Annotated in this window: 12 protein-coding genes and 1 other RNA gene; 3 read left to right on the forward strand and 10 right to left on the reverse strand. The window is 65.1% G+C overall.

The window, feature by feature from the left end; all coding sequences use genetic code 11:
• Positions 1-12: 12 nt before the first annotated feature.
• The 9 genes from Q0319_RS01090 to Q0319_RS01130 form a co-directional block, all read right to left on the reverse strand.
• Positions 13-1,746 (reverse strand): penicillin-binding protein 2, encoded by a 1,734-nt coding sequence (locus Q0319_RS01090; protein WP_299450306.1) that lies wholly within the window; start codon positions 1,744-1,746, stop codon positions 13-15.
• Complete coding sequence (gene ftsL / locus Q0319_RS01095) at positions 1,743-2,093, reverse strand: cell division protein FtsL (RefSeq protein WP_363322225.1); 351 nt, start codon at positions 2,091-2,093, stop codon at positions 1,743-1,745. The genes Q0319_RS01090 and ftsL overlap by 4 nt, the downstream gene beginning before the upstream one ends.
• A 9-nt stretch (positions 2,094-2,102) precedes the next feature.
• Positions 2,103-3,149, reverse strand: coding sequence for a 16S rRNA (cytosine(1402)-N(4))-methyltransferase RsmH (gene rsmH, locus Q0319_RS01100; RefSeq protein ID WP_296464532.1), 1,047 nt, complete (start codon positions 3,147-3,149; stop codon positions 2,103-2,105).
• Between the two features lie 19 nt (positions 3,150-3,168).
• Entirely contained in the window at positions 3,169-3,597 is a 429-nt protein-coding gene (mraZ, locus tag Q0319_RS01105; RefSeq protein WP_296464529.1) for a division/cell wall cluster transcriptional repressor MraZ, read from the reverse strand.
• Between the two features lie 374 nt (positions 3,598-3,971).
• An RNA gene (gene rnpB, locus Q0319_RS01110) (RNase P RNA component class A) lies at positions 3,972-4,389 on the reverse strand.
• Positions 4,390-4,400: 11 nt separating this feature from the next.
• Positions 4,401-5,234 (reverse strand): DUF3025 domain-containing protein, encoded by an 834-nt coding sequence (locus Q0319_RS01115; RefSeq protein WP_299450308.1) that lies wholly within the window; start codon positions 5,232-5,234, stop codon positions 4,401-4,403.
• Positions 5,216-6,271 (reverse strand): dihydroorotase, encoded by a 1,056-nt coding sequence (gene pyrC / locus Q0319_RS01120; protein WP_296464524.1) that lies wholly within the window; start codon positions 6,269-6,271, stop codon positions 5,216-5,218. Before pyrC ends, Q0319_RS01115 begins: the two co-directional genes overlap by 19 nt.
• A gap of 101 nt (positions 6,272-6,372) precedes the next feature.
• Positions 6,373-7,566: a M20 aminoacylase family protein gene (locus Q0319_RS01125; protein ID WP_299450319.1), complete on the reverse strand. Its 1,194-nt coding sequence runs from the start codon at positions 7,564-7,566 to the stop codon at positions 6,373-6,375.
• A 48-nt stretch (positions 7,567-7,614) separates the two neighbouring features.
• A complete protein-coding gene (locus Q0319_RS01130; RefSeq protein WP_296470485.1) occupies positions 7,615-8,460 on the reverse strand; it encodes a DUF3047 domain-containing protein in 846 nt (281 codons plus the stop codon).
• A gap of 253 nt (positions 8,461-8,713) precedes the next feature.
• On the opposite strand from Q0319_RS01130, the gene Q0319_RS01135 reads away from it, so the two are divergent.
• The gene (locus tag Q0319_RS01135) at positions 8,714-9,082 is read left to right on the forward strand and encodes an SWIB/MDM2 domain-containing protein (RefSeq protein WP_296470488.1); all 369 of its coding nucleotides are present in this window, start codon (positions 8,714-8,716) and stop codon (positions 9,080-9,082) included.
• A 65-nt stretch (positions 9,083-9,147) separates the two neighbouring features.
• On the opposite strand, the gene Q0319_RS01140 is transcribed toward Q0319_RS01135, so the two are convergent.
• Positions 9,148-10,287, reverse strand: coding sequence for a PQQ-dependent sugar dehydrogenase (locus Q0319_RS01140; protein ID WP_299450311.1), 1,140 nt, complete (start codon positions 10,285-10,287; stop codon positions 9,148-9,150).
• A 315-nt stretch (positions 10,288-10,602) separates the two neighbouring features.
• Here Q0319_RS01140 and Q0319_RS01145 point away from each other — a divergent pair, with 315 nt between their 5' ends.
• Positions 10,603-11,136, forward strand: coding sequence for a DUF4188 domain-containing protein (locus tag Q0319_RS01145; RefSeq protein ID WP_299450313.1), 534 nt, complete (start codon positions 10,603-10,605; stop codon positions 11,134-11,136).
• Positions 11,133-11,666, forward strand: a complete 534-nt coding sequence (locus Q0319_RS01150) for a DUF2141 domain-containing protein (protein ID WP_299450315.1) — start codon at positions 11,133-11,135, stop codon at positions 11,664-11,666. The genes Q0319_RS01145 and Q0319_RS01150 overlap by 4 nt, the downstream gene beginning before the upstream one ends.
• The last annotated feature ends 180 nt before the right edge of the window (positions 11,667-11,846 follow it).

Consider the following 11,846-nt stretch of genomic DNA (forward strand, 5'->3'; position numbering starts at 1 on the left):
ACGTCGCTGGCGTCACAGGCTGTCCTCCAGGGGATGCTCGGGAATCACCAGCGATTTGAACGGTGCATCGGGCTCCACGCCGAGTATGCGCAGCGTCCCGCCGGTGATCTTGGAGAACACCGGCCCGGCCACCGCACCGCCGTAAATGCTGCCGGCAGAGGGTTCGTCGATCATAACCGCCACCACGATGCGTGGGTTGGAAACCGGAGCGAACCCAGCGAACGAGGCGACATACTTGGTGACGTACACGCCATTGACGATCTTGCGCGCCGTGCCCGTCTTGCCGGCCACCCGGTAGCCCATGACCTGGGCCTGTGCGGCCGTGCCGCCGGGGCCGACCACCGCTTCCAGCATCTGCCTCATGGTGCGCGCCGTCTTGGGCGAGAAAACGCGCGTGCCCGGGGCCGGGCGATCAGTCTTCAAGAAGGTCAGCGGAACCGTGTCGCCGTCCCGCGCAAACACGGTATAGGCTTGCGCCAGTTGCACCAGCGAGACCGACAAGCCGTAGCCATAGGACATGGTGGCTTTCTCGATGGGCTTCCACTTTTCATAGGGACGCAGCCGCCCCGCCACCGCACCGGGAAAGTCGAGCTTGGGAACCTGGCCCAGGCCGAGCTCGGTGTACTTCTCCCACATCTCTTTGCTTTCCAGGCGCTGCGAAATCAGCGTGGTGCCGATGTTGCTCGACTTCTGCACCACGCCCGCCACGTCCAGCTTGCCGTAGCCGCGGGTGTCGCTAATGGTGCGCCCGTAAAAATTCATCCGGCCGTTGCCGGTGTCGACGACGGTGTTCGGCTGCACCCGCCCGAGGTCCAGCGCCAACGCGATCGAGAATGGCTTGATGGTAGAGCCGGGTTCGAAGGTGTCTGTCAGCGCGCGGTTTCGCAGGCGGGGCCCGGTCAGCGTCTCGCGCTGGTTCGGGTTGTATGTGGGCAGATTGGCCAAGGCAAGGATCTCCCCGGTGCGCGTATCCACCACAATGGCGGCGCCGCCCTTGGCCTTGTGGCGCTCGACTGCTTCTTGCAACTGCGAAAACACTAAGTACTGCACCCGGGTATCAATGGACAAGGTCAGGTCGTGACCGTTGGCCGGTGCACGTACCGCCTGTACGTCCTCGACTACCCTTCCCAGGCGGTCCTTGATGACCCGGCGGCTGCCAGGACGGCCTGCCAATTGAGCATTGTAGGCCAGCTCGATTCCTTCCTGCCCGCGATCCTCGACGTTGGTGAAACCCAGCACATGGCCGAGCACTTCGCCCTCGGGGTAATAGCGCAGGGTCTCGCGCTGCTGGTGGATGCCATCGATGCCCAGCGCCGCCACCTTCTCGGCAATCTCGACCGGAACCTGGCGCTTCAAGTAAACGAAGGTCTTGTCTTCGTTGGCAAGCTTGCGCTGCAGGTCCCGCAGCGGCGTGTCCAGCAGCTTGGCGAGCTCGGCCAGCTTGGCCGGGGGTGCCTTGACGTCTTCGGGAATCGCCCATACCGCGCGCGCCGGAATGCTGGAGGCCACCACCACCCCGTTGCGGTCGGTGATCTTTCCCCGGGACGCCGGCAAGACCAGCGTACGCGCGTAGCGCGACTCGCCCTGCTTTTGCAGAAATTCATTCGAAAGCCCTTGCAGATACAAGGCGCGCAGCACCAGCACTGCAAAACCGGCAAAAAGCAGGAAGAGGACGAAGCGGGACCGCCACGCGGGCAATTTCAGGCTCAGGACCGGGTTCTCGGACGAAAAACGCACGCGCTTCATCGTGCACCTCTCGCGGGAGACTTGGCGGGTACGGGAACGCCAGGAGGCCCGTAGGGCAGCAAGGCCGGACCGCCCTGGCCGTCGCGCGACTGCGCCAGGTAGATCGTGCGGGCAGGCGTGACCGGCTCCATCTTCAGCGTGGTGCGGGCCACCTTATCGATCAGGGCGTGTTTCGCGTGATCGGTCTGCTCGAGCTGCAGCCGCCGCCATTCCACGTCGAGGTCGCGCGCCGCAGCCTGGGCACGCTCGAGCTCCACGAAGAGACTGCGCGCTTTGTACTGGCTGCTGACCAGCGACAACGCGCAGCCTACCAAGGCGGCCGTCAGGACGAAGAGCAGGCGCCCCATGCCGGCCACCTATGCGCAAGCGAGGAAGTGGGCGCGCGGCGTGCGCGTCCGGGTCGAAGCGCGCCGACGGCCGGACGGCACGTCGGGGGCTTTCAGGAACGCCTTGCCGCCTTCGGCCGGCAAGGCTACGTGCGTGCGTTCAGCCACGCGCAGCACTGCGGAACGGGCGCGCGGGTTTTGCTGGATCTCCTCTTCACTGGGCAGGACGCGGCCGACCGAAACCAACACCGGCTGCGGCCGCTCGCTCTCGCGCAGCGGCAACCGGGCGGTCTCGGCGCCGGGCCGCGACGCGGCAGCGATGAATTGCTTGACGATGCGGTCCTCCAGCGAATGGAAGCTGATCACGGCCAACCTCCCGCCGGGGACCAGGAATTCGAGCGCGGCGGCTAGCGCGCGCGGGAGCTCCTCAAGCTCCTGATTGAGGTGAATCCGTATAGCTTGAAAGGTGCGGGTCGCAGGATGCTGGCCCTTTTCCCTCGTGCGGACGGCGCCAGCCACGATGTCGGCAAGCTCGCCTGTGGTCGTGATAGGCCGTTTCTCGCGGCTAACTGCAATCGCCTTTGCAATCTGGAAAGCAAACCGTTCTTCACCATAGCGTGCTATGACCTCTCGCATTTCGTCTACGCTCGCGTGAGCGAGCCATTGCGCGGCGGTCTCGCCGCGCGTGGTGTCCATCCGCATATCGAGCGGGCCGTCGCGCATGAAAGAAAATCCGCGCTCCGCGTCGTCGATTTGCGGCGAAGAAATACCCAAATCCATCATCAGGCCGGCGATCCGGTCGATCCCTAGCCTGGAGAGCTCCTCCGCCAACGCGCCAAAACCAGCATGTACGACCGTGACGCGCGCATCGCGCTCGGCCAGCGCACGGGCCGCTTCGATCGCCTGGGGATCCTTGTCGAAGACCACCAGGCGCGCCTCCGGCCCCAGCCGCGCGAGCAGGGCGCCTGAATGCCCTCCCCGGCCGAAAGTCGCGTCGACCCACACCCCGGCGCCCACGCCGTCGGCAGGTACGGCCAACGCGTCTATCGTCGGCTCCAACAACACGGGCCGATGCATGAATGGGGTCGTCACGGCGTCAGAAAGAAAACTGGTTCAGAACTTCGGGCATGCCTTGCGCCAGCATTTCCTGCTCGCGCTGGGCCAAAACGGCAGCGTCCCACAGCTCGAAGTGCGCACCGAGACCGAGCAGCATGACGTCGCGGCTCAGCGAAGCCGCGGCACGCAGTTCGGGAGCGATCAGGATGCGGCCCGCGTTATCGAGCTCCACGTCCTGGGCGTTGCCCAACAGCAGCCGTTGCAGCGCGCGCGCCTGCATCGGAAATGCGGCGATCTGTTCGCGCTTCTCCTCCCAGATGGGACGGGGGTAGATCAAAAGGCAACCGTCGGGATGGCGGGTCAGCGTCAGGCGGCCTTCGGCCTGGGCGATCAGCGCGTCACGATACCGGGTAGGGATCGAGACCCTTCCCTTCGCATCGAGCGTGAGCGCGCTGCTGCCCTGAAACACGACCCGTCACCCCACTTTTTTGCACAAAATTCTACTATTTCCCACTCTAAAGGAGGGACTAAGCGGGGTCAAGCCGGCCCAAGCCGATTTTTTCATTAGTAACAAGGACTTAGCCGCACTTCCTCAACATCCATATTGCGAAATACTCCGAAAAATCAGGACATTGGAAGGTAAAGTGAAGGTAGGGTCTGAAGAACACCGGTTGCACCGCGGCGGGGCGCAAGAACGTAACAAAAAGCGAGCAAAGAAAGAGAGGGGAGAACAGCCCGGGAGGGGGAAGGAGGCGGGCGCAGGCCCCGGCGTACTCATTCACGCCGAATCCGCGCACGGAAGTTGATGTATATCCGTCGGAGATGCCCTGGAACGCCGAAACAAGGCAAAGCAGATCGATAGGCCGGATTCTGTACACGGGTTGCCCCGCGGGCAGTCATTCCTCTAGGCCGTCCGTTGCCGAACGGCTCAAGCCACCTACCCGCATGCTCGGACGGACCGCCCTGTGCGGCGCAAGGCCGCGCGCATGCCTATTTGGTGTTGCTCCGGATGGAGGTTGCCGCGTTTCACCCTGCAGCGACTCGCCGCGGCCAGGCCGCGCGAACGGCACGGAGTGGCCGTGCCGGAGCGGAGCTCGCGCCCCGCCCTCTCTGCAGACTCGTCTCTGTGGCCCTATTCCTCGGCTTCGCGCCGCGCACTCGCGTGCCCGGCGATCGCCGGACGGCTGTTAGCCGCCATCCTGTCCTGCGGAGTCCGGACCTTCCTCGGCGCCGGAGGCGCCGCGACTGCCTGATCTGCTCTGCTTCGTTATTCTACCGCTGCCGGGAGCGGCCGGGGCGGAAGACTTCCGTATCGTCGTAAAAGGCCGGCGTCGTGTTTTCGGGCCACCAGCCAGGCAGCCCCAACACCGGCAGGGGGCAGAGGTCGCGCGTATTGAAGAAAGGCCAGTTTTCCAGCCAGTCCGCCACCAATCGGTCGATGGTTGCCCTGCGCTGGTGGGGCGACGCCCGGAAATACGAGTCGTCGACCGGAATGATGAGGGTGTGCGCGGTGATGGACTTGTAGGGCCGGACCAGCTTTTCAAGCAGGCCGTGCCCGACCACCCAGGGCTCGGTCTGCATCAGCGTCGCGGTACGGCGCTCGACGAACAGCGTGCGCCAGTCGAAGCGACGCAGCGCCTGGGCCAAGTCGTCATTGGAGCAGGCCAGCACGAGCCCGTTCTCGTCGAAAATCGTCACCGCATCGCGCAGCGCCCCGCGGCCGGCCGAAGCGTCGGCCGTTTTTTTCAGCGCGCGCGCCTGCAACGCATTCAACCTTGCCTTGATCTGTGGAAAGGCAAACCACACCAATCCGTTGAAGAGGTCGTGCAGGTTGTCCCGCGTCGGCACCCGTCCGGTTTGATAGATGTGGGTTTCGTAGGCCCGCCCCTCGGGCAGGTCGGAAGGCGGCACGAAAACGAGCGCCTTGCCCGAGGCCAACCTCATGCGCCCCCTCGGGCCGCCGCCCGGCTCGCCTGCCGTCAAGAGCCGGTTCAGCCGATCGCACAGGGGCTCGTCGCCGGCGGGCGCCAGCAACTCGCCCTTGTGCGCGATCGCGGCGAACCAGGGCTGCCCCCAATCAATGGCCGTCAGGTCGACACCCGCCATGGCAGCGTCTCCCCGCCGGCGAGCGGCACGATGGTTTGCTGGCCGAAAGGCAACTCATCTGGGATGCTGAATGCTTCCCGCTCCAGCCGAAGCGTGCCGGTATTGCGCGGCAGACCGTAGAAATCCGGTCCATGAAAGCTCGCGAATGCTTCCAGCGCATCCAATTTGCCGGCGGCTTCGAAGGCCGTGGCATAAAGCGCCATCGCGTGCAGGCCGGTAAAGCATCCGGCGCAGCCGCAGGCGTGCTCTTTCAGGCCCCGCGCGTGCGGCGCGCTGTCCGTGCCGAGGAAAAAGCGCGGGTTGCCACTGGTGGCGACCTCCACCAGGGCCTGGCGGTGGGTCTCGCGCTTGAGCACGGGCAGGCAATACCAGTGGGGACGCATCCCGCCCTGGAACAGGGCATTGCGGTTGTAGAGCAGGTGCTGGGGCGTGATGGTTGCCGCGATCGGTCCCTCCGCATCGCGTACGTATTGCGCGGCATCGGCCGTGGTGATGTGCTCGAACACCACCTTCAGCGCTGGGAACGCGCGGCGCAGCGGCATCATCACGCGATCGATGAACACCTTCTCGCGGTCGAACACGTCGATCGCCGGGTCGGTGACTTCGCCATGCGCCAGCAGCGGCATGCCGACCTTTTCCATGGTTTCCAGCACCCTGGCGCAGCGGCCGAGCAAGTCAGTCACGCCGGCGTCCGAATTCGTGGTCGCCCCCGCGGGATAAAGCTTGACAGCATGAACCGCTCCGGAATCGCGCGCGCGGAGGATTTCCTCTGGGTCCGTGTTGTCGGTCAGGTAAAGCGTCATCAACGGCGTGAACGAAGAGGCTTGCGCGCCGCCCTTGCGCAGCGCCGCCAAGATGCGTTCGCGGTACGCCAATGCCTGCTCGGTCGTCGTGACCGGTGGCTTGAGGTTCGGCATGACGATGGCTCGGGCGAACTGGCGCGCCGAATGCCCGACGACGGCCTCGAGCGCTTCGCCGTCGCGCAGGTGCAAATGCCAATCGTCAGGGCGGGTGATGGTGAGGGTGGAAATAGTCATGGATGCGGCCACTGCTTGTCGGGACGGCCGGCCTTCGGGCGCGAACGCCGCACCCGCGTCGGCCCGGTCATTTCATTTTAAGGGATGGAGGCGCGCCCGCCTCAATCGACGACCGGCATACTCCGCTCGACGATCGCCGCCAGGATGCCCGCACCGATCGGGATCACCGAGTCGTTGAAATCGTAGCTGCTGCTATGCAGGATGCAGCCGCTCTCCGCGCCCCCCTGCCCGAGCCGGAAATACGCGCCCGGCCGGCCCTGCAGCATGAGCGAGAAGTCCTCGGCGCCCATCGAGGGCGTCAAATCGCGGATGACGTTTTCCTTGCCGAGGATGGCGCTCGCCACGTCCGCGACGAAGTTCGCCTCGCGGGGGGTATTGATCGTCGCCGGATAAATGCGCTCGTAGGTCAGCGTCGCGGTGGCGCCAAAGGCGGCTGCGATCGAGGAAGACAGCTCGCGCAAGCGATTCTCGATCATCTCTTGCACCGTGCGGCGGAAGGTCCGCACGGTGCCCACCAACCGGGCTTCGCGCGGGATGACGCTCATCGCGCCGGGGTTGCCGGCCTGTACCGAGCAGATGGACACGACGGCCGAATCAAGCGGATTCACGTTGCGCGCCACGATGGACTGCGTAGCCGTGATGATCTGCCCCGCCGCCACGATGGGATCGATGGTCAGGTAAGGATGGGCGCCATGGCCGCCGCGCCCTTCGATGACGATCTCAAAGCGGTCCGATGCGGCCATCATGGGCCCGGGATTGATGCCCACCTTGCCTGCCGGCAAAGCCGGCCAGTTGTGAAGCGCGTAAATTTCGTTACAAGGGAAGATCTCGAACAGGCCATCTTCGATCATGGCGCGGGCCCCGCCCAAGCCTTCTTCGGCCGGCTGGAAAATCAACACCGCCGTGCCGTCGAAATTGCGCGTCTTGGCCAAGTACCGGGCCACGCCCAGCAGGATTGCGGTATGGCCGTCATGTCCGCAGCCGTGCATCAACCCAGGCCGGCTCGACCGGTGGTCGAAGGCGTTGTCCTCGCTCATCGGCAGCGCATCCATGTCGGCCCGCAACCCCACCATGCGGCCGCTGTCGCAGCGCCGCCCCCGGATCACGCCGACCACCCCCGTCTTGCCTATGCCCCGATGGACTTCCACCCCGAGCAGCTCCAGCGCTTTCGCCACGATGCCGGAGGTCCGCACTTCTTCGAAACCCAGCTCGGGATGCGCGTGCAGGTCGCGCCTCAGCAACGTCAGGTCATCATGAAACTTGCGTATTGCTTCCAGCGGCGAACGCAGCGCCACCCCTGCTTCCATCCTGCTCTCCGTGCGGCCGCGCCATGCGGCCAAATATCAATCGATGACCGGGCCGTCGGGGAGTTCCCGCAGGGCCATCCGACTTGGTGTCAAAAGCTGAATGTCGCCATACCAGCTTTCCGCAAAGCTCCGGGTATTGTCGGTGTCCGTCATGACGCCGATGCCGATCAGCCTGCCCGGAGCCTCGCCAAACAGTTCGACGTAATCTTGCACGTAGTTCCGCTCGTATTCGAGCCACTGCCCCACCCCTGCGTCGCCGGATTCGACAACCTTCATCCGTACGCGCGTGCTGTGGGCGTTGACGAGCGTCGCCCCGACCGGGAGCCGGGCATCCCAGGTGTAGATGAGGGTGGCATACGGCACCTCCTGGCCGAGCAGCATGCGCGCCGTTTCGGCCAGCATCTGCTCTCGCAGCGGCAGCTTGCTCCAGTCTCCGTCGAAGGCCAGCACCAGCCGGGCCGGTGCATCCTCTGTTTCCGGGCGCGAACTGTCCGCGCGTTCGATCGGGGCGTCGGTGCGCCAAGACCAGCGCACATAGGGCGCATCGAGGGCACGCAGCCCGAGCGGGACCCAAGCGCCGCTCGCCGCCGCCTTTGCGACGGCATGCAAGACCAGGCGTTCTTCGTCCCCGATCCGCACCCGCGCCAGCCGGTAATGCGTCGGTGCCTTGTCGCGGCGGATGATCCACGACCGCCAGCCGGCAGGCAATTCGCCCTCGGCCGACGTCGATTGCGACAACGCGAGAGCGGCCGCGCCCGAAGGCTCCGCGCGCTCGATCTCCGCCGACCGGTCTCCCGGCGTGCTCGCGCAAGCTCCCAGCAATGCGGCGGCGGCCAGCGACAAGAGGGAAACCCGCAATCTAGGCGGAAAGAGAGTGAACATCGGCGGGCGCCAACGCGGCGCAGGAGATGGACCAAGCGCTCATTCTACCGGGGCAAACGACCAGCCAAGCGTTGCATAGCCGTCGAAAACTCGCGCCAAACGGCGATTCTGTTGGAATTTTGTTGTGGCTTTGCCCGGCAAGGCGATATGCTGCGCTCGCGGGGTTATTCCGCAGTTCTGGAGTCTGCCTCTCGCGCACTGCGGTGTGGCCCTGCCCACGATCTGACGATTGAACCCTTTTTAGGAGTACAGCATGGCCACAGCCAAGAAGGCTCCGGCAAAGAAAGCCGCCGCCAAGAAAGCCGCTCCGGCTAAGAAAGCCCCGGCCGCCAAGAAAGCCGCCCCGGCCAAGAAGGCCGCAACCAAGGCGCCGCGCAAAGTCAACGCAGCCTTCCTCAAGCCCATGACCCCCAGCCCCACGCTGGCTGCCATCATCGGCTCTACCCCGCTGCCGCGCACGGAAGTCACGCGCAAGGTCTGGGAATACATCAAGAAGCACAAGCTGCAAGACCCCAAGGCCAAGCGCAACATCAACGCCGACGCCAAGCTCAAAGAACTCTTTGGCAAGCCCAGCGTCGACATGTTCGAGTTGACCAAGATCGTCAACGCGCACCTGAAGTAACCCGGTCGACCCAGTCCCGGTTCTTCCATCCGCGCCCGGCCGCCATGGACCGGGCGCTTTGTTTTTCAGCGACCACCCCGGATCACGAGAATTTGGCCGTCTCGCGCATCGGTCAGCAAATACAGTTCGCCCGCCGGCCCCGTCACCACGTGGCGGATGCGACGCCCGAGGTCCGTCAGCAACCGCTCCTCGCGCACAACCTTTTCGCCATCCAGCTCCAGGCGGACCAGCGCCTGGCCGCTCAATGCACCGGTAAACAAGCTCCCTCGCCAGGCAGGAATGGTGGAGCTCGTGTAGAACGCCAGGCCGCTCGGCGACACCGACGGTACCCAGCTGTGGATAGGCGGTTCAAAGCCCGGCGGGGAAGCCTCTTCGCCTATTTTCCCGCCGCTGTACTCCCTGCCATAGGTATAGAGGGGCCAGCCATAGTTCTTGCCTGCGCGGACGATGTTCAGTTCATCGCCGCCCCGCGGGCCGTGCTCCACCATCCACAGCTCGCCCGTACCCGGATGCAAGGCTGCGCCCTGCGGGTTGCGATGGCCGAGCGACCATATTTCCGGTAGTGCGCGCTTGTCTTTGAGGAACGGATTATCGGGCGGCACGCTACCGTCGTCCCGGATCCGCACCACCTTGCCGTGGTGAGTGTCCAGGCCCTGCGCGTCGCCTCGGGTTTCGCGGCTGGAGCGCTCGCCCAGGGTCACGAATAGGGTTCCGTCCCGCGCAAACACAAGGCGCGAGCCAAAGTGCAGCGTGCTATCGAATTTGGGCGACTGCCGGAAAACGACCTGTCCCTCCGCGAACCGCCATCCGCCGCCTTCCTTGACCAACCTGCCCCGCGCCACTGCCGTGCTGTTGCCACCTTCGCCTGCCTCGGCATAGCTCAGATAGACCCATCCGTTGCGGGCGAAATCGGGATGCAAGGCTATGTCGAGCAAGCCGCCTTGGCCGCGCGCGTCGACCTTGGGCACGCCGGCAACCGGGCGGGACAACTCGCCCCCGGGCGACACCACCCGCAACCTGCCAGGACGCTCCGTCACCAGTGCCCCGCCCTCCGGGAGCAGGGCCAGGCCCCAAGGGTGTTCCAGGCCTTTCGCCCAAGTCGAGAGCGCCGCCCCCGCTGGCAAAGCGCCGCGGGAGACCGGCACGTCCTGGCCCGGACGTACGGGTTGGGCTTGCAGGGAAGCGCCCCCGACGAGCGAAGCCATGCACAAAACCAAAAACCATGATCGCCGCTTCATGCCGTCCTCCTCTCGCGATGCGGGTCGGCAACACCAGCCGGCCCGGCCATCAGCGTCGCCTCGACGCCCATCCGCGGCAGCGTACCTCATCCCGAGCAGCCAGAGGGCAATGGAATCCGGCGCTTACGAAATCGCCGCGCCTCTAATTGAACCGTCACTTTCGGTAACGACACACTTAAACTCGCACTGCAAGGGCACGCCGGCCGTAAACCCCGGCCATTCGAGACACACTCGGCCCCAGCCTGGGCGCCCGCTCATCATCCACCCGATGCGTTCGATGACATGAATCGCACTACCGTTGACCTTTCTGACTATCCCGATCTCGTGGTGATCTATCTTGGCATGCGCGTGAACCAGTTCCGGGGGCTTGCGACGCTGCTCGGTTTCGGGCCCCGCATCCACGCCGCCGTGAAATCCAACCCCGACGGCCTGCTCGCACATGAGAATGTCGTCTACTCCCTGTTCCCGCTGCATGTGGGCATGCGCCAATACTGGCGCGATTTCGAAAGTCTCGAGGCGTGGGCACGCGCGGATCCCCATCGCCAGTGGTGGCAAGCCTTCCTTAGGGATCCGAAGGGCACGGGTTTCTGGCACGAAGCCTACTTCCGGCAAGGCGGCATGGAAGCGGTCTACGTCAACATGCCTGCCCGCACCGGATTGCGGCGCTTCGCTTCCAGCGTAGAGGCGCGAGGCCCCTTCTTTACCTCGCGCCAACGCGCCGGCAGGGCCGAAACCCGCGAAGGCCCGCCGGCTGTCGTCCCCGAGGAGGCGCTCTACGAACCGAAAGGAGATGCGGCAAAAGGAGCCTCCCGATGAGATCCGTGCGGCTTGGAATCCTGCGTACATGGAATGCGGGGCGTCCCGCCTGCGACACCACCGAGCGCCGCGGCAAGCCTGGACATCCTGCCACGTCGTGGCGACGCCGTACCGGAGCATTCGTTGCCGCGATGAGCTTGAGCGCACTGGCCTTGTGCGCCCGGGCGACGCCTCTGTCGGCGGAAATCCATGGGCTGTCCAACGACCGCGGAATCGTGCGCTGCGGCTTGTTTTCCGGAGAGCCTGGTTGGAGGGAGGAAGGGCAGGCCATCCGGCGGGTCGAAGCCGCGATCGCGGGGGGCGTTGCCCGTTGCGACTTTGGCGACGTGCCGGCCGGCCAATACGCCATCGCCGTGTTCCACGCGCAAGAAGGCGAAGAAAAAGTGAGCTACGGATTGCTAGGCAAGCCTCGGCAAGGCGTGGGCTTTTCCAATAACCCATCGATCACGTTTGGGCCGCCCGACTACGCCCGCGCCAGCTTTCAGTTGGGCACTGCGCCGATGACGCTCTCGATCCAGGTCAAGTATTAGATCCGTTGGGGCGATCTTGGAGCAGTCCTGGCGTGATGTGCTCGGAGGGTGGAGGGGCTGAAGGGCGTGGGGAGGGAGGATGGGTGGGGGGATGGCGGCGTGACCTGGACGCATAAAGTAAAACCCCCGCCGGGAGGCCCGAGCGGGGGTTTTGGGGTAATTAGCCTGACGATGACCTAC

The sequence above is a fragment of the uncultured Pigmentiphaga sp. genome, assembly GCF_937950555.1.
In the GTDB taxonomy this organism is placed as follows: domain Bacteria; phylum Pseudomonadota; class Gammaproteobacteria; order Burkholderiales; family Burkholderiaceae_B; genus Pigmentiphaga.

Coding starts and splice junctions, on each gene's coding strand:
- Q0319_RS01130 (WP_296470485.1), bottom strand. CDS start 8,460: ATGTTCACTCTCTTTCCGCCTAGATTGCGGGTTTCCCTCTTGTCGCTG.
- pyrC (WP_296464524.1), bottom strand. CDS start 6,271: ATGACTATTTCCACCCTCACCATCACCCGCCCTGACGATTGGCATTTG.
- rsmH (WP_296464532.1), bottom strand. CDS start 3,149: ATGCATCGGCCCGTGTTGTTGGAGCCGACGATAGACGCGTTGGCCGTA.
- Q0319_RS01150 (WP_299450315.1), top strand. CDS start 11,133: ATGAGATCCGTGCGGCTTGGAATCCTGCGTACATGGAATGCGGGGCGT.
- Q0319_RS01145 (WP_299450313.1), top strand. CDS start 10,603: ATGAATCGCACTACCGTTGACCTTTCTGACTATCCCGATCTCGTGGTG.
- Q0319_RS01135 (WP_296470488.1), top strand. CDS start 8,714: ATGGCCACAGCCAAGAAGGCTCCGGCAAAGAAAGCCGCCGCCAAGAAA.
- Q0319_RS01115 (WP_299450308.1), bottom strand. CDS start 5,234: ATGGCGGGTGTCGACCTGACGGCCATTGATTGGGGGCAGCCCTGGTTC.
- ftsL (WP_363322225.1), bottom strand. CDS start 2,093: ATGGGGCGCCTGCTCTTCGTCCTGACGGCCGCCTTGGTAGGCTGCGCG.
- Q0319_RS01090 (WP_299450306.1), bottom strand. CDS start 1,746: ATGAAGCGCGTGCGTTTTTCGTCCGAGAACCCGGTCCTGAGCCTGAAA.
- Q0319_RS01140 (WP_299450311.1), bottom strand. CDS start 10,287: ATGGCTTCGCTCGTCGGGGGCGCTTCCCTGCAAGCCCAACCCGTACGT.